This is a genomic window from Hoeflea sp. TYP-13 (genome assembly GCF_040932035.1).
In the GTDB taxonomy this organism is placed as follows: domain Bacteria; phylum Pseudomonadota; class Alphaproteobacteria; order Rhizobiales; family Rhizobiaceae; genus Hoeflea_A.
In genome coordinates this window covers 35,216-55,776 of the sequence record NZ_JBFRBB010000005.1, presented here as the reverse complement: position 1 = coordinate 55,776, position 20,561 = coordinate 35,216, and the positions used below count along the sequence as shown (strand labels likewise).

23 protein-coding genes and 1 tRNA gene are annotated in these 20,561 nt (G+C 57.9%); 9 read left to right on the top strand and 15 right to left on the bottom strand.

The genetic code is table 11. The features are described 5' to 3' along the window. Positions 1–265 precede the first annotated feature (265 nt). The 3 genes from ABVT35_RS23350 (at position 266) to ABVT35_RS23340 (ending at position 2,221) form a co-directional block, all read left to right on the top strand. Positions 266–868: a hypothetical protein gene (locus ABVT35_RS23350; protein WP_368469804.1), complete on the top strand. Its 603-nt coding sequence runs from the start codon at positions 266–268 to the stop codon at positions 866–868. A 150-nt stretch (positions 869–1,018) separates the two neighbouring features. Beyond that, the gene (gene hpt, locus ABVT35_RS23345; protein WP_368469802.1) at positions 1,019–1,561 is read left to right on the top strand and encodes a hypoxanthine phosphoribosyltransferase; all 543 of its coding nucleotides are present in this window, start codon (positions 1,019–1,021) and stop codon (positions 1,559–1,561) included. A 297-nt stretch (positions 1,562–1,858) separates the two neighbouring features. Then, positions 1,859–2,221, top strand: a complete 363-nt coding sequence (locus tag ABVT35_RS23340; protein ID WP_368469800.1) for a response regulator — start codon at positions 1,859–1,861, stop codon at positions 2,219–2,221. A gap of 44 nt (positions 2,222–2,265) precedes the next feature. Here ABVT35_RS23340 and ABVT35_RS23335 read toward each other — a convergent pair whose 3' ends face one another. From ABVT35_RS23335 to argH, 4 genes are all read right to left on the bottom strand, one after another. Continuing rightward, positions 2,266–4,842 carry a TIGR02302 family protein gene (locus tag ABVT35_RS23335; RefSeq protein WP_368469798.1) on the bottom strand — a complete coding sequence of 859 codons (2,577 nt, stop codon included), beginning with the start codon at positions 4,840–4,842 and terminating at the stop codon, positions 2,266–2,268. Positions 4,843–4,977: 135 nt separating this feature from the next. Further along, complete coding sequence (gene lysA / locus ABVT35_RS23330) at positions 4,978–6,246, bottom strand: diaminopimelate decarboxylase (RefSeq protein WP_368469797.1); 1,269 nt, start codon at positions 6,244–6,246, stop codon at positions 4,978–4,980. Between the two features lie 11 nt (positions 6,247–6,257). After that, positions 6,258–6,443, bottom strand: a complete 186-nt coding sequence (locus ABVT35_RS23325; protein WP_368469796.1) for a lipoprotein — start codon at positions 6,441–6,443, stop codon at positions 6,258–6,260. Positions 6,444–6,530: 87 nt separating this feature from the next. After that, positions 6,531–7,919 carry an argininosuccinate lyase gene (argH, locus tag ABVT35_RS23320; protein WP_368469795.1) on the bottom strand — a complete coding sequence of 463 codons (1,389 nt, stop codon included), beginning with the start codon at positions 7,917–7,919 and terminating at the stop codon, positions 6,531–6,533. 28 nt (positions 7,920–7,947) lie between these two features. Between argH and ABVT35_RS23315 the strand changes: the two genes are divergently transcribed. Continuing rightward, complete coding sequence (locus ABVT35_RS23315) at positions 7,948–8,649, top strand: TlpA family protein disulfide reductase (RefSeq protein ID WP_368469794.1); 702 nt, start codon at positions 7,948–7,950, stop codon at positions 8,647–8,649. Here ABVT35_RS23315 and ABVT35_RS23310 read toward each other — a convergent pair. The 8 genes from ABVT35_RS23310 to ABVT35_RS23275 all read right to left on the bottom strand — a co-directional run bounded on the left by ABVT35_RS23310 (position 8,646) and on the right by ABVT35_RS23275 (position 14,840). Continuing rightward, the gene (locus ABVT35_RS23310) at positions 8,646–9,350 is read right to left on the bottom strand and encodes an SDR family oxidoreductase (protein ID WP_368469793.1); all 705 of its coding nucleotides are present in this window, start codon (positions 9,348–9,350) and stop codon (positions 8,646–8,648) included. The two genes, ABVT35_RS23315 and ABVT35_RS23310, sit on opposite strands and share 4 nt — an antisense overlap. Before the next feature lie 10 nt (positions 9,351–9,360). After that, entirely contained in the window at positions 9,361–10,242 is an 882-nt protein-coding gene (locus ABVT35_RS23305) for a 3-hydroxybutyryl-CoA dehydrogenase (protein WP_368469791.1), read from the bottom strand. Between the two features lie 177 nt (positions 10,243–10,419). Continuing rightward, positions 10,420–11,349: an electron transfer flavoprotein subunit alpha/FixB family protein gene (locus ABVT35_RS23300; protein ID WP_368469790.1), complete on the bottom strand. Its 930-nt coding sequence runs from the start codon at positions 11,347–11,349 to the stop codon at positions 10,420–10,422. 16 nt (positions 11,350–11,365) lie between these two features. After that, on the bottom strand, positions 11,366–12,115 hold the full coding sequence (locus ABVT35_RS23295; RefSeq protein WP_368469789.1) for an electron transfer flavoprotein subunit beta/FixA family protein: 750 nt from the start codon (positions 12,113–12,115) through the stop codon (positions 11,366–11,368). Positions 12,116–12,339: 224 nt separating this feature from the next. After that, entirely contained in the window at positions 12,340–13,098 is a 759-nt protein-coding gene (locus ABVT35_RS23290; protein WP_368469788.1) for a rhomboid family intramembrane serine protease, read from the bottom strand. Positions 13,099–13,132: 34 nt separating this feature from the next. After that, positions 13,133–13,708, bottom strand: a complete 576-nt coding sequence (locus tag ABVT35_RS23285) for a cob(I)yrinic acid a,c-diamide adenosyltransferase (RefSeq protein WP_368469787.1) — start codon at positions 13,706–13,708, stop codon at positions 13,133–13,135. A 13-nt stretch (positions 13,709–13,721) separates the two neighbouring features. Continuing rightward, positions 13,722–13,919 carry a twin transmembrane helix small protein gene (locus ABVT35_RS23280; RefSeq protein WP_368469784.1) on the bottom strand — a complete coding sequence of 66 codons (198 nt, stop codon included), beginning with the start codon at positions 13,917–13,919 and terminating at the stop codon, positions 13,722–13,724. Between the two features lie 90 nt (positions 13,920–14,009). Next, positions 14,010–14,840 (bottom strand): SDR family oxidoreductase, encoded by an 831-nt coding sequence (locus tag ABVT35_RS23275; protein WP_368469783.1) that lies wholly within the window; start codon positions 14,838–14,840, stop codon positions 14,010–14,012. Positions 14,841–15,064: 224 nt separating this feature from the next. Here ABVT35_RS23275 and ABVT35_RS23270 point away from each other — a divergent pair, with 224 nt between their 5' ends. Then, positions 15,065–15,892: a YihY/virulence factor BrkB family protein gene (locus ABVT35_RS23270; protein WP_368469781.1), complete on the top strand. Its 828-nt coding sequence runs from the start codon at positions 15,065–15,067 to the stop codon at positions 15,890–15,892. A gap of 213 nt (positions 15,893–16,105) precedes the next feature. Continuing rightward, positions 16,106–16,393 (top strand): hypothetical protein, encoded by a 288-nt coding sequence (locus ABVT35_RS23265; RefSeq protein ID WP_368469780.1) that lies wholly within the window; start codon positions 16,106–16,108, stop codon positions 16,391–16,393. A gap of 39 nt (positions 16,394–16,432) precedes the next feature. Here ABVT35_RS23265 and gluQRS read toward each other — a convergent pair whose 3' ends face one another. Then, complete coding sequence (gene gluQRS, locus ABVT35_RS23260) at positions 16,433–17,311, bottom strand: tRNA glutamyl-Q(34) synthetase GluQRS (protein WP_368470437.1); 879 nt, start codon at positions 17,309–17,311, stop codon at positions 16,433–16,435. Positions 17,312–17,487: 176 nt separating this feature from the next. On the opposite strand from gluQRS, the gene ABVT35_RS23255 reads away from it, so the two are divergent. Together ABVT35_RS23255 and ABVT35_RS23250 are read left to right on the top strand one after the other, a co-directional pair. Beyond that, positions 17,488–18,141 (top strand): DNA-3-methyladenine glycosylase, encoded by a 654-nt coding sequence (locus ABVT35_RS23255; RefSeq protein ID WP_368469779.1) that lies wholly within the window; start codon positions 17,488–17,490, stop codon positions 18,139–18,141. Positions 18,142–18,268: 127 nt separating this feature from the next. Continuing rightward, positions 18,269–18,826: an HNH endonuclease gene (locus ABVT35_RS23250; protein ID WP_368469778.1), complete on the top strand. Its 558-nt coding sequence runs from the start codon at positions 18,269–18,271 to the stop codon at positions 18,824–18,826. Positions 18,827–18,886: 60 nt separating this feature from the next. Here ABVT35_RS23250 and ABVT35_RS23245 read toward each other — a convergent pair whose 3' ends face one another. Further along, positions 18,887–19,402 (bottom strand): disulfide bond formation protein B, encoded by a 516-nt coding sequence (locus ABVT35_RS23245; RefSeq protein WP_368469777.1) that lies wholly within the window; start codon positions 19,400–19,402, stop codon positions 18,887–18,889. A gap of 11 nt (positions 19,403–19,413) precedes the next feature. Continuing rightward, entirely contained in the window at positions 19,414–19,995 is a 582-nt protein-coding gene (locus ABVT35_RS23240) for a YqaA family protein (protein WP_368469776.1), read from the bottom strand. Positions 19,996–20,448: 453 nt separating this feature from the next. Here ABVT35_RS23240 and ABVT35_RS23235 point away from each other — a divergent pair. After that, positions 20,449–20,533 (top strand) — tRNA-Leu (locus tag ABVT35_RS23235). The last annotated feature ends 28 nt before the right edge of the window (positions 20,534–20,561 follow it).

The following is a 20,561-nucleotide window of genomic DNA, read 5'->3' as shown; positions in this document are numbered from 1 at the left end:
ATACGGTTAACGGATAATAAATTCCAGCCTTTTGCTGCGTTCCGATTCGGTCCGGTTTTTTCTTTGTTAACCAAATCCGTTTACGACTGTTAAAGAATTCCCGCAATGGCCTGACCAGGGGCATCTTCGACAGCTCATGCAAAACAGCAGCGGCAAGCACAGATTCGGCTATAGTACGCGAAATCAATTTTCGAAACAGTCTTCGCGTGCAAGCCGGCAAAAAGCGTCCCCAGGTCGCATCCTCAACCGCGGGAACCGCGGGCGATTGGCCGGTGACGACATCATAGATGCCGAATTCGAGCTTGTTGAGGACGACGCGGCGCCGCGCCCGCCAAAACCGGATATACGTACAAAATCGTATGTTCCGACTGATGACCGGGCGCCGGATTTCAGCGGCGCCAAAACAGGCGGCGCGGATCGTCTGGATCTGTTTTCGGACAAAAAAAGCGGAAAAAAGAGGGCATTACGGCTTTCGCCCGCCGGATTTACCGCTGCGATCGCTGTGCTCAGCCTTTGTGTGTTCTGGTTTTCTGGAGGCTATGCACTTGCGCCCGGTCTTTTCGGCGGTTCGTCCGGCAAGGGGCTCTCGCTTTCCAGGGTTACGATCGATCCCGTGCGCGTAAATGACGGGTCCTATTTTGTTGTGCATGGTCTTATAAAAAATGATTCGGCAGATGACCGGGACGTGCCGCTGCTCGCCATCGGGCCGGGCCCGGTATCCGGCGAACAGATGCCGCTTTATGCGCGCGCAGGCAAGAAAAGGCTGGCTGCGGGCGAGAGCACACGATTTCAGGTGCGTGTTCCGAATCAGATTCGCGATTACGATCAGTTAACCGTAACGCTCGCCGGCGGCGGAACGGCCCGCTGAAACTGTTTCAGCCTGAAATATGGGAAAAGATGGCGGTTTTGCTTTTCCTTTCCGTGTGCATGCACTAAACCGGCCCCAAGGGGCAGCGGAATTATTTTCATAAAAATTACGTTTGCTCTGCCGAGTGCTGTTAAACATGGATATGCCGTCATGCCTGTCGTCCGCGGGAAAAGTATAGACGTTCTGTTTTCATCGGAGCAGATCGCCGAGCGCAATCTGGATCTGGCTTCGAAGATTGCCGCAAAACCGAAAAACGATCTGCTGGTCATTTCCATTTTGAAGGGCTCGTTCATATTTGCAGCCGATCTGCTGCGTGCCCTGCACGCGGTCGGTCTCGAGCCCGAGGTCGAGTTCATCACGCTTTCAAGTTACGGCAAGGGCACAAAGAGCCAGGGCGTCAAGATCATAAAGGATATCGACAGCGAAGTTACTGGCCGCGATATTCTCCTCATTGACGACATTCTTGAATCCGGCAATACGCTTCGATTTGCCCGCGACCTTATGTATGAGCGCGGCGCGAACGATGTCTCGATCGCCGTTCTTCTTGACAAGAGCAGCCGGCGTGAAGGCACTCTTAATGCCGATTATGTGGGTTTTGAATGCCCCGACTACTTTGTCGTCGGCTACGGCATGGATGTCGCCTATGCCTTCCGCGAACTGCCGTTCGTCGGCGTCGTAACGGGCGATGCGTAGCGATTTTCTTGTCGCATCTGATTCGCCTGCCTCTTAATTCGCCGCCGATTTGATCGGAAATCCGGTTCCTGCCATCGGGCGGCCAACCTTCTGTTAAGCATGATTTGCCGAATGCGGATTTGGCTGGCGGATTCCCGCATCTTTGATGGCGACATTTACCCAGCGACAAGGATTGAATGATTTGATCCGGGCGGGGCTGAAAACCCCGGCGCGGCGTACGTGACGCGTGAAAACAGGGTGGGCACCGGCCAGCGATGTAGCATGGTTCGTGTTCGGGCAATTGTCGGACGGGAAATAATGGCAAAAATACTCATTGCCGAAGATGAAGATTCACTGCGTCGATTCGTCAGCCGCGCGCTGAAGATGGACGGTCACGAGGTGGATGAAGCGGTTGACGGCGCTCACGGCCTCGATCAGTTGCGCGAAGACACCTCCTATGACCTGCTTCTGTCAGATATCCGCATGCCGGTGATGGACGGTATCGAGCTGGCACACACTGCAGCTGAAGAATTTCCGGAGCTCAAGATATTGCTGATGACCGGATTTGCCGAACAGCGCGAGCGCGCCGAAACCCTTGCCAGCGTCATCGTTGATGTCGTGCCCAAGCCTTTCAGCCTGCCTGATATCCGCAGTGCGGTTGCCGAGGCGCTGACTGCCTGAATCATGATCGCTGATTTAGAGGCCGGTGCGTTGCCGGTTGCCGGTCAGCGGTTGTCCAGCAGGCGCTCCAGGTAGAAACGTTCCATTTCAGGCCGGAAGGCATCGCCCAGCCGTTCGCGGATGGCCTCAAGTATGCGGCGTGCACGCTGTATGTCCGCTTCTTCAGGAACCTTGACGTCTTCACCGAAATCCGGACCCGTATTGGCCGTGGGCCGGCCAAGCGGATCGGTACCAAGCGGATCGCGCCGGGCGTTGCCCGGCTGCTGGCCCGGGTTCTGGCCCATGGCCTGGCGCATCTGGCTCATCATCTCCTGTGCGCCCTGGCGAAGCGCCTGCAGGGCGCGGCCCTGTTCATCAACTGCCGTGCCGCCGTCAGCCTGACCAAGCGCCTTGCCGGCGCTGCCCATCGCCTCGCCGGCCTCGCCGAAGCCCTCATTCGGCCCGAGACCGAATTCTTCCAGCTTCTCCTGCAGTTCGCCGAGCTGGTTCTGCAACTGCTGCTGCTGTTCCTTGAGGTCGCGCAGGGCCTGGCGAAGCTCCTCTTCGGTCATCTCCTGGCCCTCGCCGGGGGCCTGCTGTTGGCCCTGCTGCTGCTCGCCTTCATTTTGAAAGAACTCCTGCCGGCGCCGGTCCCTTAGCGCCTGTTCCAGGTCAAAGGTTTCTTCCATCAGTTGCTGTTGACGCTGCATGAGTTCGCCGAGCTTGTCCATTTGCTGACGCATGGGATTATCGCCCTGCTGAGGCATGTGCTGGCCGGTCTGAAGGTTGTTCATCATCCGCTGCAGTTCGGACAAAAGCTGCTGCGCCTGATCTCGGGCACCGGATTTCGCCAGATTTTCGATCTGGTCGAGCATGCGTTCGAGATCCTGCTGGCGCAATATGTTCTGCATTGCCTCCGGTGGAATCTGCTGCATGGCGCTCTGGTTTTGCTGCATCTGCTGTGCAAGCGCCTGGAGAAATTCCTGCATTGCTTCACGCAGCTCGTCCATCAATGCCTGTATTTCCTCATCCGGAGCGCCTCTCTCGAGTGCTTCGGACAGGGCGCGTTGCGCGTCGCGCAAACGTCGTTCGGCGAAGGAAAGGTCGCCGTCTTCAATGCCGATGGCGATATCCCACATATAGTCCGCCGCATCGCGCAGCATGTCCTCGTCCCAGGATTGTTTGATGCGGGACCTTGCTGACTTGATCAGCAAATAATGGGTCGTGTTGTCGATGGTCTCCTCGGGCGCCATCGTCACCGCGTCGTTCAGATCGATGACGTGATCGATCCGGTTGGTGTCGAGTGCCAGCACCTGACGCTGTTCGGCGACCGATCCGGCGAGCAGATTGCTGAAGAATTTGCCGGGAAGAACCATCTCAACAGGATCGCTGCGGCCCGTCTGTCCGAGAAAATCCTCCGCCACTAGCGTTATCTCAACCGGAAGGCCGGCAAGGGGGTGTTCGGTCAGGTTGCGGCTTTCGCGGCCCTTCTTTTCCCGCGCTGTCTTGCGCGGCAATGTCAGGGGATAGTCGGGCAAATCATAGAGCGGATTGGCGTTGTCGGCCTGGGGCTGTACGGGAAGGATCTCCGCATAAGCCCTGTGGACGCCGTAGTCGTCGCGCAGCACAAAGCCTATTTCCAGCGCGCCGTTGGCCGCGCGACCCGGATTGCCGTCAAAGGCAATGGCCGGTGGTGTGTCCTTTATCAGCTCAAAGCGCCAGCTTTCAGCAATCTGCGCTCCTTGCCTGATCATCAAGACGCCATCGCCGGGAGCCTTGAAGCGGAAATCGCGTGCTGCAGCGCGCCGGTCGGCTGTGGCTTTTCTCGCGGCCTGCTCCTCGCTCGCTTCAACGCGGATCTGGGCGTCGTCTGTCTCGAACAGAACATCTTCCGAGCCGCTGCCGCCAACGATGCGAACCAGCATTTCGCTGCCCTGGGGGACGGGGATTGTCTCGGGCAGTCCCTTGGTGCTGCCGGTCAGGAATATGGGTGCCTTACCGGTATAATCGGGCGGTGTCACCCAGGCATCGACCCGCATGCCGGCAACAGCCTCGGTGGGCCTGTGGCTGTGAAAGGCGTCGCTGATAAGACCGGACTGATTCGAATAGGAATAGGAAAAGGCAACCACGAACAGCAGCACGACGACCGCACGCAGACCATAGGGGTCCATCTTCGGTGTGTCGGGACGCGGCGGGGCGAGATGAATCGCGTCGATGCGCTCAGCCATGCGCTTCTGATGCGCGTGCCAGAGGGAACGTGCAAATTCATCGTCGTTTTCAAGCTGATCGGATTGCACCGCCAGCGCCTGGTGAATGATGCGGTTGTCTTTTTCCAGGCGGTCAAGCGCGGATTGCCGCCTTGGCCAGTGCAACCCCTTGAAAGCCAACAGGGAAGCGATGATCGCAATTGCGAAGAGCCCGGCGGACACCAACCGCAGCCAGTCGGGCACAAGGCGGAAATAGCCGAACCATGACAGTGCCACGAACAGTGCTGCGACACAAAGGGCGGGCAAAAGCCGCGGCCAAAACCGTTCGGCGAAAAGGATGACCTGCATCGCGCGGATGCGGATGTTTATTCGCCGAAGCAGCGCGCGCAGGGAACCGGACCCCGGTGAGCTGTCCTGCCGCCTCGATTGCGCCATGGGCGAATAATCCTTCTGTTTGGTTACTGAAGGATAGCACTCTTTGCGGCAAAGGCGAGACGGTGCAACAAATTGTGAGATCGTGCGCTATTTCGCGCAGACCAGAAAAGCCCGCCGGTAGCGGCCGGAAAATCGCTATTCCAGCCAGTCGGGAACCGAATCGAGTCCGATAAGATCGTCGTAGGACGTTCTGGGGCGAATCACATGGAAACGGTCGCCGTTGACCATGACCTCGGGCACAAGCAGCCTGGTGTTGTAGGTTGAAGACTGCACTGCTCCATAGGCACCGGCCGACCCGACGGCAATGAGGTCACCTGCCTTGAGTGCAGCAACATCGCGGTCCTTGCCAAGATAGTCGCCGCTTTCGCAAACCGGGCCGACAAAATCGGCCATTATGCGCGGCGCATCGCTGTTCGGCGCAACAACCGGTCGTATATCGTGCCAGGCTTCATAAAGGGTCGGTCTGACGAGATCGTTCATGGCCGCGTCGACAATCACGAATGTCTTCGAGCCGGTATCCTTCACATAAACGACTTCGCTGACGAGAATACCGGCATTGCCGGCAATCATCCGCCCCGGTTCAAATATGATCTGACAGCCGAGCGATTTGACGTGTTCGAGAACGACATCCGCATAGGCCTCGGGATCGGGCGGCGGATCGTTGTCGGCCCGATAGGGAATTCCGAGACCGCCGCCGACATCGACATGGTCGATCGTGTGGCCGGCGTCGCGCAATCTTGCGACAAGCGTGTGCAAGAGCTTGAAGGCATCGTCATAGGGCTGCAGATCGGTGATCTGGCTGCCGATATGCATATCGATGCCGGTTACATTGATCCCCGGCAATTTTGCTGCGCGGGCGTAGACGGCTTCGGCGAGGCGCCAGGATATGCCGAACTTGTCTTCCTTCTTGCCGGTCGAGATCTTTGCATGCGTCTTGGCGTCCACATCGGGATTGATGCGGAAGGAAACCGGTGCGGTCCTGCCGGCCCTGACAGCGCGGGCGCTGATGAGCTCAAGCTCGGCTTCGGATTCAATATTGAAACACAATATCCCGGTTTTCAGCGCGTAGTCGATTTCGTGTACGGTCTTGCCAACCCCTGAAAAGACGATCTTCCGCGCTGGTATTCCGGCGGCCAGCGCCCTGCGGAGCTCGCCTTCAGAAACCACATCGGCTCCGGCGCCCAGTTTTGCCAGCGTTGCCAGGACCGCCTGATTGGAATTGGCCTTCATCGCATAGCAGATGAGTGCGTCGACACCCGAAAACGCCTTGGCGAATACATTGTAGTGGCGCGTCAGCGTGGCGGTCGAATAGCAGTAGAAGGGCGTTCCGACGGCACCCGCAATCTCCGTGACACTGACGTCCTCCGCGTAGAGAACGCCGTCTCTGTATTCAAAATGGTTCACCGCAAATCTGCCTATTGAATCAGCGGGTCGAGTATGAAGCGGCGTTCCTTTTTGGGCTGCTGCTCGGTGTCGTCCGGATTTTCCGCAACGGGCTGCGAGGACGGAATTTCAAGATCGCCTTTTCGGCCGCAGCCGGCAACAAGCAGCGCTGTCAGCATGAATAGTGTAGCGGCCTTGGCGACATTCATAGCGGTCATGGGGTGCTCGCGTTTATCCGAAACTTCAGGTGCAGGTCTTTTACCGGAGTTCTGCGCAAATGTGCACCCTGTTTTATCGCTGCATTGTCAAAGTTGCTTACGCCACCAAGCAATCTGTTCACGAACATTTTTTGGCGCGGTTCCGCCAAAGCTCGTCCGGCTGGCCACTGAAGCCTCGACACTCAGAACCGAGAAGACGTCCTTCGTTATGGCGCCGTTGATGGCCTGCAGGTCGGCAAGCGGCAGATCGGAAAGATCGCAACCCTTGTCCTCTGCCATTGCAACGGCCCTGCCGGTGACGTGATGGGCCTCGCGGAAAGGAAGCCCTGCCTCGCGCACCAGCCAGTCGGCGAGGTCGGTGGCGGTTGAATATCCGGACCCGGCGGCCGCCTTCATGCCGTCTTGAAGGATATGCAAATCACCGATCATCCCGGTCATCGCGGCAATAGCCAGCTCGAGCGTTTCGGCAGCGTCGAAGACCTGTTCCTTGTCTTCCTGCATGTCCTTCGAATAGGCAAGCGGCAGGCCTTTCATGACGGTCAGGAGCGCGATCAGCGCGCCATTGATACGGCCGGTTTTGGCGCGTACCAGCTCGGCAGCGTCCGGATTCTTCTTCTGTGGCATGATCGACGAGCCGGTAGAAAAGGAATCCGACAGGCGCACAAAACCGAATTGCGGTGTCGACCAGATGACGATTTCTTCTGCAAGGCGCGAAAGATGTGTGCCGCAAATGGCAGCAAGTCCAAGAAATTCCAGGGCAAAGTCACGGTCCGAAACCGTATCGATAGAATTGCGTGTGGGTGCCGAAAAGCCAAGCGCCTTGGCGGTCTGGTGCCGGTCGATCGCAAATCCGGTCCCGGCGAGAGCCGCGGCTCCCAGCGGGCACTCGTCAAGGCGCGCCAGCGCATCACGCACCCTGGAGCGGTCGCGGCCGAACATCTCAACATAGGCCATGCAATGGTGGCCAAAGGTCACCGGCTGCGCCGTCTGCAGATGGGTAAATCCGGGCATGACCGTATCTGCATGTTCTTCGGCCCGGTCCAGAAATGCGCCAATGAGCTTTGAAAGCGCATTTTCGGTTTTTTCCAGTTCCTCGCGCACCCAGAGGCGAAAATCGAGCGCCACCTGGTCGTTGCGCGAGCGGGCGGTGTGCAGCCTTCCGGCAGCCGGACCGATCAGGTCCGAGAGCCGCGCCTCGATATTCATGTGAATGTCTTCCAGCCGGCGCGAGAATTCGAAGGTCCCTGCCTCGATTTCTGACAAAATCGTGTTCAGGCCTTGTGCTATCTTGTCACGATCTTCCGCACTAATTATGCCATTATCCGCGAGCATATCGGCATGGGCCAGCGAACCCCTGATGTCCTGGGCAAATAGTTTGCGGTCGAAATCGATCGAGGCGTTGATTTCTTCCATGATTGCATCGGGGCCGGAAGCGAAGCGCCCGCCCCACATCTGGTTGGAGGATTTGCCGGTCATGTCTCAGTCAACTCCGGAGATGACGTAAATGTCAGAACAAAAAAACAACAGTCGCACCAAAGTCAGGATCATTGGCGCAGCCATTGTCCTGGGCCTGCTGGCCGCTGTCGGTGCGGTATACGTGAAGGGCACGCCCTCTGGCAACACGTCAGCAATCGCCGGCAATGCGAATAGCGGTGCGGATGCCGGCAGTTGTTCGGCTTCTCTGGCCGTCGCCGAAGCAATTCAGCCGTTTGCCAGGGGCGATATCGCCGCCATGGCCTCCGCGAGCGATCCGAAAGTTCTTTCTTCCCTGACCTTCAATGCCCCGGACGGGCAGCAGACTTCGATTGCGGACCTTGCCGGCAAGACCCTGCTTGTCAATCTGTGGGCCACATGGTGCGCGCCGTGCCGCGAGGAAATGCCGGCCCTCGACCAGCTGCAAAGCGAGCTCGGCGGTGACAATTTCGAGGTGGTGGCGGTCAATATCGATCAGGGCGACGATACCAAGCCGAAAAATTTCCTCGACGAGATCGGTGTCTCCAGCCTGGGGTTTTATCGCGACAACACGATGGGGATCTTCAATGCGCTGAAAAAGGACGGGCTGGCCTTTGGGCTGCCGGTCACGCTGCTGATCGGCGAAAACGGATGCCTGCTTGCCAATATGAACGGCCCGGCGCACTGGTCCGGCGATGATGCCAAGGCCTATATCGGCAAGGCACTTGAAGGCGTTGACGGTGGCAGCAGCTAAACCGAGCGGGTGATGCCGCCGTCGACGCGGATATTCTGGCCGGTGATGTAGCTTGATTTGGGCGAGGCGAGAAAAGCGATCAGCTCTGAAACCTCCTCGACGGAGCCGTAGCGACCCATGGGAATGCGTGCGCGGCGATCCTCTTTTTCTGGCAGGCTGTCGATGAAGCCTGGAAGAACATTGTTCATACGCACATTGTCGATGGAGTACTTGTCCGTGAAAAGCTTGGTGAAGGCGGCAAGGCCGGATCTGAATACGCCTGAGGTCGGAAAGGTCTCTTCCGGCTCAAACGCCGCATAGGTCGATATATTGACGATGGAGCCCGATTTCTGCGCCTGCATGACCGGCGTGACGATACGCGCGATGCGAACAACATTGAGAAGATAAAACTCCAGACCTTCGTGCCAGTCTTCATCGGTCAGTTCCAGGACAGGCCCCTTTGGCCCGTGTCCGGCGCTGTTGACGACGGCATCGATGCGGCCCCATTTGTCCATCGCCGCGTCAACGATTGCCTGCAGGTCAGCCGCATTGCGGTTCGAGCCGGTCAGGCCGATGCCGCCATGTTCTTCGGCAAGCGCTATGCCCTTGCCGGAGGAGGAAAGGACGGCAATGCGATAGCCGTCGGCAGCCAGCTTTTTTGCGGCGCCGGCGCCCATGCCGCTGCCGCCGCCGATGATGATTGCAACCGGCTGTTCGGTCATCTGGCTTTCCTCAGCGTGTCGGGACCGGCTCATCGCCGCGATAATCATAAAAGCCGCGGCCGGTTTTGCGGCCGAGCCATCCGGCTTCGACGTATTTCACCAGCAGCGGGCAGGGCCGATATTTCGAATCGGCTAATCCGTCATAGAGAACCTGCATGATGGAAAGGCAGGTATCGAGGCCGATGAAATCGGCAAGCTGCAGCGGACCGATCGGATGGTTGGCACCAAGTTTCATGGACGTATCGATTGCTTCAACCGTGCCGACACCCTCATAGAGCGTGTAGATCGCCTCGTTGATCATCGGCAAGAGGATGCGGTTAACGATGAAGGCGGGGAAATCTTCCGCGACAGTTACGGTCTTGTCGAGCGAGCCGACAAACTTCTTGGCCGTGTCGAAGGTGACGTCCTCGGTGGCGATACCGCGCACAAGCTCGACAAGGTGCATGACCGGAACCGGGTTCATGAAGTGAATGCCGATAAACCGCTCGGGCCGGTCGGTCGCCGAGGCGAGCCTGGTGATTGACAATGACGAGGTGTTGGTCGCAAGGATCGCTTCCGGATTGAGGATCGGGCACAGATTGGCGAAAATCTTGCGCTTGACAGTCTCGTCTTCGGTCGCCGCTTCGATCACCAGATCGAGTGAGGCAAGGTCATCGATTTGCGGGGCGGCGTGGATGCGTCCAACTGCCTTGGTGCGCTCTTCCTCCTTCAGCGTGCCGGCCGAAACCTGCCGTGCCATATTGCCGTTAACGGTTGCCAAGCCCTCCTGAATACGTTCTTCGGAGATGTCATTCAGATGGACGTCGTAGCCGGCCACCGCGCATACATGCGCAATGCCGCTTCCCATCTGACCGGCTCCGATTATTCCAACAGATTTGATCGCGTTGGCCATGACCTGTTCCATTTCTTGCGGGGTAAATCGCACTCGCGCTTAATTTCGAGCACAAACTAAATGGCCGGGCAGACAACGTCCAGCCCGGCCATCAATATTGCGCAATGATTTTACCTGAATTGAGACAATGCGCCGCGCGTCCGAAATACACACGGCCCAGTCAGGTAACTGTCTGAACTAAAGAGCCTTCTCGAGTTCAGGCAGGATATCGAACAGATCTCCGACCAGCCCGTAGTCGGCCACCTGGAAAATCGGTGCCTCGTCGTCCTTGTTGATGGCAACGATAACCTTGGAGTCCTTCATGCCGGCCAGATGCTGGATCGCACCGGAAATGCCGCAGGCAATGTAGAGCTCGGGTGCCACGACCTTGCCGGTCTGGCCAACCTGCCAGTCGTTCGGGGCGTAGCCGGCATCGACGGCGGCACGCGACGCGCCGACGGCGGCGCCGAGCTTGTCGGCAACCGGCAGGATGACTTCCTGGAACTTTTCCTCCGAACCGAGTGCGCGGCCACCGGAAATGATGATCTTCGCCGAGGTAAGCTCGGGACGATCGCTTTCCGACAGTTTGGCTTCGATAAAGGTTGAAAGGCCGGGATTGTCGACTGCCGCAACCGTCTCGACCGAAGCCGAACCGCCTTCGCCGGCGGCGCTGAAGCCCGCGGTGCGCACGGTGATGACCTTTTTGGCATCTGTGGCCTGTACAGTCTGAATGGCATTGCCGGCATAGATCGGGCGCTTGAAGGTGTCTGCACTTACGACATCGGTGATGTCGGAAATCTGCATGACGTCAAGCAGTGCGGCAACGCGCGGCATGATGTTCTTGCCGTTGGTGGTGGCCGCAGCAACAATCGTGTCGTAGCCCTCGGCCAGCGCAACGATCAGCGCTGCCGTCGGTTCTGCGAGATTGACCTCAAATTCGTCGGCCTCGGCCAGAAGCACCTTGGAGACGCCGTCGAGTTTGGCGGCGGCGTCCGCTGCAGCCTGAGCGTCTTTGCCGGCGACCAGCACGTGGATATCGCCCCCGATCTGGGCGGCGGCGGAAAGCGCCTTTGCGGTCTGATCCGAAAGGGACGCATTGTCATGTTCTGCAAGAAGAAGAATGGTCATGATGCTGTGTCCTTTCCTAAAGCACGCCGGCTTCGTTCTTGAGCTTGTCGACAAGCTCGGCAACGCTCTCGACCTTGACGCCGGCCTTGCGGCCTTCCGGCTCCTCGGTGGTCAGAACCTTCAGACGCGGAGCGGTATCGACGCCGTAATCCGCGGTCGTCTTCTTGTCGAGCGGCTTTTTCTTGGCCTTCATGATGTTGGGCAAAGACGCATAGCGCGGCTCATTGAGACGCAGGTCAGTGGTGACGACAGCGGGAAGTTTGATTTCCACGGTCTGCAGTCCGCCGTCCACCTCGCGGGTGACCTTGGCAACACCATCGCCGATTTCTACCTCGGATGCGAAGGTGCCCTGGGACCAGCCGAGAAGAGCAGCCAGCATCTGGCCGGTCTGGTTGGCATCGTCATCGATTGCCTGCTTGCCGACGATGACGAGATCCGGATTTTCCTCTCCGACGATACCCTTCAGGATCTTGGCAACCGCAAGTGGCTCGACCAGATCGTCGGTCTGGACCAGGATGCCGCGGTCGGCGCCCATGGCAAGGGCCGTGCGCAGGGTTTCCTCGGCCTTTGCCGGGCCGACTGAAACAGCGACGATCTCTTCGACCTTGCCGGCTTCTTTCAGCCGGATGGCTTCTTCCACGGAAATCTCGTCGAACGGATTCATCGACATTTTGACGTTGGTCAGTTCGACACCTGAGCCATCAGGACGGACGCGGATCTTGACGTTGTAATCTACGACCCGTTTTACGGGGACCAGAACTTTCATTCGCTTACCTTTCTCAAATCGTGCGCATATATGTGCACATCCGGATCGCTGAATGATGGCTGGAAGGCGACATGAACATGTTCAATTCTGGCCAACAATTTGCCCGGACAATTTGAATTTCGAGCCTCTTGGCAGTCACATATCTGCAAGTTACCGCTTACGTCAATCGCGATTATGCTGCAGCTGCGTCATTTCTGTTCGCCCTCGCGTGAGCAGTTGCAAAATTAACGTCCCCACCGGGGCGGCGTTTGCTGATCCGGACCGTGCTTGTGAACAACGGCCCACGGGGAGATGATGCGGCGGTCGAACAAGGGCACGTCTTTGCGTTTCAACAGAACAACGAGAATGGCGCCGGCGACTATGCCGCCGATATGCGCCGCCCAGGATACGCCGCTGTCACCGTCTGTTACGACCATGAAGAACTGAAAGCCGATCCAGATCGCCAGCGGGATATAAGCGGGAAGAGGCAGCGGCAAGCGGCCGAGAACAAGGACCCAGACCCGAATGCGCGGATGCAGGATCAGATAGGCCGCGACAATGCCGGCAACAGCTCCGGAAGCGCCGATCAGAGGGGCCTCCGAGACAGGCTGCAACAATCCATGAGCCAGGGCGCCTGCGGCGGCACAGGCGAGATAGAAAATCAGAAACCTGAAATGACCGAGTGCATCCTCGATATTGTCGCCGAAGACCCACAAAAACAGCATGTTGCCGGCCAGGTGCCAGAAATCGGCATGCAGGAAGGCATAGGTGATGTAGGTCGCGGTTTCCGGCACCACTGCAAATTCAGGTGCGAGTTCAGCACTGCCATAGGCAACCGCCGGAATAAAGCCGAGGCCGAGAACCGCGGCATTGGTGAAACTTCCATTCTCACCGCTGAGCGCCGTCAGCACCCACATCGCGACATTCAGTCCGATCAGCGCGAGTGTCACATACTGGACGTCGATATGTTCCAGATCGTTTTTATCGTGCAGCGGAATGAACATGGCTGGCTCCGTCTCCCGCCGGGTGGCTCCGGGATCAGCGGTTTTCCCCGGGCACCCACAACACGTCGGCTTTGCCGTTTTCATTGGCGCAGCGGGCGGCCACAAAGAGCAGATCGGAGATACGGTTTATGTAGCGAAGTCCGGCCGGATTGACATGTGTGCCGGTTTCATTGAGCGCGACCATCAGCCTCTCGGCGCGGCGCGCAACGGTCCTTGCCAGGTGCAAAGCGGCTGCGGCCGGCGATCCGCCGGGTAGAACGAATGACCGCAACGGATCGAGTTTGCCGTTAAGCCGGTCGATTTCGGCTTCGACGCGTTCGACCTGCTGGTCGCTGATGCGCAACGGCTCGTATTTCAACTTTTTGCCATTGTCGGGTGTTGCCAGGTCAGCTCCGAGGTCGAAGAAATCATTTTGAACCCTGGCGAGAATCTCATCGAGATCGGCAAGTCCTGCGGTGTGAAGCCGAGCCATGCCGACGCAGGCATTGGCCTCGTCCACCGTGCCGAATGCCTCGATGCGAAGATCGTGCTTAGCCAGGCGTTCCCCGGTGCCAAGTCCGGTGGTGCCAGCATCACCCGTCCGCGTGTAGATCTTGTTCAGTTTGACCAATGGCAATAATCCCTCAGCGTCCGCCGCCGGTGATCCACAATACAACCACAATCAGCACGACCGCAATGAACTGCAGAAGAACCCGCATCTGCATCAGTTTGTTGGACAGGTTTCCCGAGCCGCCGCGCATCATGTTGAGGAGGCCGCGAAACAAAACGAAGACGACGGCCGCCATGACCACCATTGTCAGATAGTAGAGGAACGTTGTCATTGGATCCCTGCTGATTTTTGTCGTTGGTCCGCGACATAGCACGATAAACGTGACCGTCCGCCCCTTTTGGATTGTGACAAATTGGCCCGCTTAGCGTTTTTCCAATATGCCATAGAGAACGCCGGCCGGAAGAAGACGTTTGAGAGCCGTGGCGATCTTTGCCGGGCGCGTCAGAACGTAGTGCGGCTTTGGCCTGCTGCTTTCCAGCGCATGCTTGAGAACGGCATAGACCGCATCGGGCCGGAGTTTGGTTTTCGACCGCACGCCTCCCTGCCGCAGGCGCTGCAATTCCCTTTCGTAGTCGGCGCGGTGAACCGAGCCTTCGACATCAATGTTCTTTTCTATGTAATGCAGTGCGTTGATGGCGATCTTCGATTCGATCGGACCGGGCTCTATCAGGCTGAGATGAATGTCGGTTCCGGCTAGCTCGTGACGCAGCGTCACCGACAGGCCTTCCAGCGCGAATTTCGACGCGCTGTAGGCACCGCGCCAGCGCATAGGAACCAGACCCAGGATCGAGGAGCATTGCACAATGCGGCCGTGGCCCTGGCTGCGCATGACCGGAACGATGCGTTTTGTCAGGTCATGCCAGCCGAAAAAATTGGCCTCGAACTGCTCACGCAGCGCATCGGTGCTCAGGTCCTCGACCGCTCCCGGCTGGCTGTAGGCGCCGTTATTGTACAGCGCGTCGAGTCGCCCGCCGGTCAGCTCCAGCACGTCCTTTGCCAGTTTGGCAATGCTATCGGGTTCGCGATAATCGAGATAGAAAGTCTCCAGACCGTCCGATTTCAGGTGATCGATATCTTCGGGTTTGCGCGCCGTAGCGAAAACCCGCCAGCCATCATCTTTCAAGGCACGAGCGCAATAGGCCCCGATACCCGATGAGCATCCGGTTACTAGAATGGATTTGTGCTGTTGCATGAATTGCTCCGGTCCTCGTTGGCGTTTCCGGGATTGCACCCGGAGCTGCAAAACACGTTCATTAGCTCTTGGCATTTCGCTTTGACAAGCCATGCCGCCGTGTATTGAGCCGATATCGGGTTCTTTTGAAATCACTTTCTTTGCTATTACATGCATAACTGGCGGCCAGATGGCGATAATGACCGGCGGACGGATAGCCGTCAGTGGACCCCGGGAGGCGATGTATGACAGCACAGCAGGCGTGGAAAGTGGTCTCGGGCGCCGTGATCCATTTCAATCAGGATGACGGCTGGGCGATGGCCAGCCATGTCGCACTGTCCACCTTGCTGGCCGTCTTCCCGTTTTTGATTTTCGCAACGTCGCTGGCGAGTTTTGTCGGAGCCGACGCCTTTGCCGATACGGCGGTTCACATAATTTTCGATACCTGGCCCAAATCGATAGCCGAACCGATTTCGCAACAGGTGCTGACTGTCCTGACCGTCAATCGCGGCGGTGTGCTGACGGTATCGGTCCTCACGGCCGCTTTTTTTGCCTCCAACGGGGTCGAAGCGTTGCGTGTCGCGCTCAACCGGGCTTACCGCGTCGACGACCGGCGCTCTATATTCTTTACCCGCGCCCAGAGCCTCGGGTTTATCATTATCGCAACGCTGATATTGCTGGCGATCAGCTTTCTTCTTGTCTTGGCGCCGCTTTTGACCGATCTTTTGCGCAAATGGGCTCCCTGGTCGGACGACCTGATTTCCCATCTGGACAACTGGCGGCTGGTGGTTGCCGTGGTCCTGCTTTTTGTCGGTTTGATCGTCTGTCATCGCTGGTTGCCGGCCGGTTACAGGCCCTTCAGGGCAATCGTTCCGGGGGTTTTGGTAACCATGATTTTCTGGATGACCGGAGCGCTCGCATTTTCAGCCTATCTGCAACGCTTCTCCACCTATGTTGCGACCTATGCGGGGCTGGCCTCCATCATGATCGCATTGATTTTCCTGTATATTGTTGCAGCGATCTTCATTCTGGGCGCGGAGCTGAACGCCTCGATCCTTGCCGAGCGTAAGTGATACTGGTGCGGCCATTAGGGTGAACCAATGGTAAAAAGCCCTAAAATGCGGGCTTTTGCATCCACTTTGTATTAACTGCAATTTCTACATTCCGACAAAACCAGTAGATTTTCGGGTATCATCAGGACCTGGCAAATGAATTGTCACGCGGAGGTTTCTCGAAAGTGTAGGGCGGCACTGAGGCTTCGCGCCTGCAAATGACGGAGCAAGGATATGTTTGGATACTTGTCGCCGGAAATGGCTTACGGGCTGCTGATTGCCTGTGTCGTGATCTGCTTCTTTGTCGGTCATGCCATGGATGGCGTGATGGGCTCGATCGGATTCGGCGTGTTTGGCAATATGACCATACTGGGAACCGGTCTGGCTCTTGGACTGTTCCTGGCCGAACTGGTTGGGCTGCCGCTTGGCAGGATGGAAGTGGTTGTTGGCTCGGCCCTGGTCGGCGCCTTCGGATCGCTGCTTGTCCTGGCGGTGTTCAAGCACCTGTTCCTTCGGACCTGATCAAGCCAACTCAGACCGATTTATGCAGATTAACCGGCGTCAGATCCTGGCGCCGGTTTTGCATTTTTGAATGACATTCTCAGCCGTCAAACCGCGCTCGCGCAAAGCGCCTATGGCGGTATCTCCGCTGCTCTTCGACAGCTTTCGTCCGCTTTCATCCGTCAAAAGCCGATGGTGGCGATAGTTCGGTTCAGGAAGGTTCAGGAGCCTTTGCAGGAGCCTGTGGACGGATGTCGCGTGGAACAGGTCATGGCCGCGCACGACGTCGCTGATTTCCTGCAAGGCATCATCTATTACCACGGACAGGTGATAGCTGGTTGGCGTATCCTTGCGCGCCAGGATCACGTCACCCCAGCGTTCGGGTTCTGCATCGATCAGGCCGGTTTGCCCGTCCGGACCGTTGCCGCTTTCTCGCCAGGTCAGCGCGCTTCCCGCAATCGCACAGGCTTTTTGCATGTCCAGACGCCAGGCGAACGGAAGGCCGGAACTGATCAGTTCGAGCCGTTTCCTCTCAGGCAGCAGGCGTTCATCGCCGGGATAGTGCGGTGCGCCGTCCGGGTCACGCGGCCATTTTTTGTCAGTCTCATTGACCTTGTCTCGAATCTGCCGACGCGTCAGAAATGCCGGGTAGACGAGACCCATCTCCTGTAGTCGCGCAAGTGCGTTGCGATAGTCCTCGAAATGATCGCTCTGGCGGCGGACGGGCTCCGGCCAGGTAATGCCGAGCCAGTGGAGGTCTTCGACAATGCGCTGCTCGAACTGCGGTGTGCACCGGACGGTGTCGATGTCCTCCATGCGCAACAGCATGACGCCTCCGCATTCTTGGGCCAGTTCATAGTTGCGCAACGCCGAGTAGGCATGGCCGAGATGAAGGGCGCCATTGGGGCTCGGCGCAAACCGGAAGACACGCTGGGACAAGGTCATCTGATGCGGTTTTCTGACACTGCGCAGCTCCGGCATTGCGAGGGTTGATCGGGTTTTGCATATTGCTGCAGCATAGACATGAAGAAAGCGAAAATTCAAAGCCGTACCAGTCGAAATTGCACCGCGGAGCGGTAAATATCCGATTTGTCAGGAGGCCCGGAGCGCCAGATATGAATGTCAGAACGATCGAGACGCCGGATGATGTTGCCGAAGGGCTCGAGGCGCTTGTGCGGATCGATGGACGCCTTGCCGAGGTTGTGGAAAAGGCCGGTCCGGTGCCGCTTCGCAGAAGGGCGCCCGGATTTCGGGGCTTAGCTGAAATCATCGTCGCGCAAATGGTTTCAAAAGCTGCCGCCGCGGCAATCTGGAAACGGCTTGTCGACGAGGCGCAGGGCTGTGCTCCGGAACAGATCGCAGCGCTTGACGATGAACAATGCCGCAGGATAGGGCTGTCTCGGTCGAAGGAAACGACGCTCAAGGGGGCTGCAAATGCAATCATAAGCGGCGATATCGACCCGCGTGCCCTGTGTGCGATGCCGGCCGGGGATTCCATCGCGGCGATGACGGCGCTGAAGGGCGTCGGCGTGTGGACCGCCGAGGTCTACCTGCTTTTTTGCGCCGGCCATGGCGATATATTCCCTGCCGGCGATGTTGCGCTGCAAAGCGCCGCCGGCCATGCATTTCAGATGGGCAATCGCCCCGATCAAAAGACGTTGCGTGAAATAGCCTGCCGGTGGCAGCCCTGGAGGGGTGTGGCCGCGCGGCTGTTTTGGGCGTATTATTCAACCGAGATGCGGCGCGGGGATGTGATTCCCACCGGATAGCGATGTTTGGCCGATGCGGAGGCCGCACAGGCATCAATCATCGTCAATTTCCTGAGATTACTTCACAATCCTGTAACAACCGGCCTAATATATCGAAGACGACTGGCGAATCACTCAGGAGAGTGAATTGACGATTGCAGTATCACCCGATGCGCTTCCGGCGCTGGTGCTGAATGCCGATTACCGGCCCCTCAGCTACTACCCTTTATCGCTTTGGTCCTGGCAGGATGCGATAAAGGCGGTCTTTCTCGACCGTGTGAACATCCTGGCCGAATATGAGCACCGCGTGTCGTCTCCCAGCATGTCGATGGCGCTGCCCAGTGTCGTTTGCCTGAAAAGTTACGTAAAACCAAGCCGTTATCCAGCCTTTACACGGTTCAACGTGTTTCTGCGCGACCGGTTCAAGTGCCAGTATTGCGGTACCGAAAAGGATCTGACCTTCGATCACGTCATTCCGCGCCGCTATGGCGGGGAGACGACCTGGGAGAATATCGTTGCGGCCTGTTCGTCCTGCAATCTGAAAAAGGGCGGCAAGATGCCGAAGCAGGCGCGGATGTTCCCGGCGCAAAAGCCCTATCATCCGACGGTGCATGATCTGCACAATAACGGCCGCATGTTCCCGCCCAACTATCTGCACGAAAGCTGGATGGACTATCTCTACTGGGATGTCGAGCTGGAGCCCTGATGCGTCGAAAGCGATCTGGGCATCGCACGCAACATATCAACCTTGTTTTCTGTCGTGCTGTCAGGCCCTGCTGCCAAACGCGCCGCGCAGGCAGGCAATTGCAAGGATCACGCTTGCAATCACGTTCCAACCGGCGAAGGAAAGGCCGAGCACCCTGAGCGCGGCTTCATTGCAGGCCGGCGGCTTGATGGCATTGAGATCGCTCAGAAGATTACTGGCATCGGTGGTGAGGCCGGCAGCGCCGCTGCAGTCCGCGGGACCCTCCCACCAGGCCCATTCTACACCGGAGTGGTAAACGCCGAGCCCGGCGCCATAGATCATCAGGCCTCCGCCGGCGACGAACAGTGTTCTGGTAATGATGGCAGGTGCTTTCATCGCCGATGAAATGGCTGCGACAATCATCACCGGCACGCCGACATAATAGGGCGTGCGCTGTTCAAGACACAGGGCGCAGGGGATATACCCGCCAATATGCTCGAACCCCAGCGCGGCGCCGACGACAAGCGCCATGGCGACGGCTATTGCCAGCGCCTGTATTGTTTTTTCGCCACCGGTGGGTGCGTTGAGCGCAACCATTGAATTTCCCTCTAAAATACGAAACGCAGCGCGTAAAAGCCGCCGATCAGTAGCACCATGAATATGGCAAAAAGAATGCCGAGATATTTCTCGATAAAGGCCCGGATCGGCTCGCCGAATCTGTATAGAAGATAGGCGACGAGAAAGAAGCGGAAACTCCTGCCAATGACGCTGACGACAATAAATGTCACAAGGTTCAGGCCGGTGGCGCCGGAAAATATTGTCAGCACCTTGTAGGGAAACGGGGTGATGGCGGCAAACAGCACGCCCCAGCCGCCATAGGTGTTATACCACTGGCTGATGCGCTCAAAGGCGTCTTCCTTGCCGTAGAATGCGAGGATCGGCTGGCCCACGGCTTCGTACAGAAACATGCCGATGGCATAGCCGAGCAGTGCGCCGAGAACAGATGCAACCGTGCAGATCAGCGCGTTCTTCCACCAGTTGGCCCGGTCCGCCAGGACCATTGGAATGAGCAGCACATCGGGCGGGATCGGGAAGACCGAGCTTTCGACGAACGAGACGCCGGCAAGACCGATGCGGGCATGGCGCGTTGCGGCAAGCGACATGGTCCAGTCGTAAAGGCGTCTGAGCATTAGAGCGAGTTGACGGTAAATTGAAGCATTAGACCGGGGCGATTTTGGTCGCTGACAAGGCGGGTTGCGCGCCGTGGTGCTTCCCCACCACAAGCGCAAGCCAACGCAGTCAGCGGGCAAAATCGCCCGGCCCGTTTGACATTGTTTATCAACAAGCTCTTTCCTTTCAAGGGTGGCGGAATATCGGCCCATCGGCGTCGTTGCGCCGCTTGCCCGATGTACCACATCGCGCTGCGCGACGCGCCTATCCGAGTGGACCGATTTTCCGCCATCAAATGTTTCAATTTACCGTCAACTCGCTCTTATGGTCCCCGTTGGCGCGGTGGTAATAGAAAGAATCGTGTTTGGCGTAAACCGGATTTTGCACTTTTCGTCGCTGAAGCTAGCAAAAGCAAGTTGACCGGGCGTTACCTGTACGTATATTCCGGCTGCTGATTTGCAAGACGACACAGGGCCCCTGTGGCGGAACTGGTAGACGCGTTGGATTCAAAATCCAATTTCTTCGGAAGTGTCGGTTCGAGTCCGACCGGGGGCACCACTCTCTTACTCACGGATATTCCCACCGC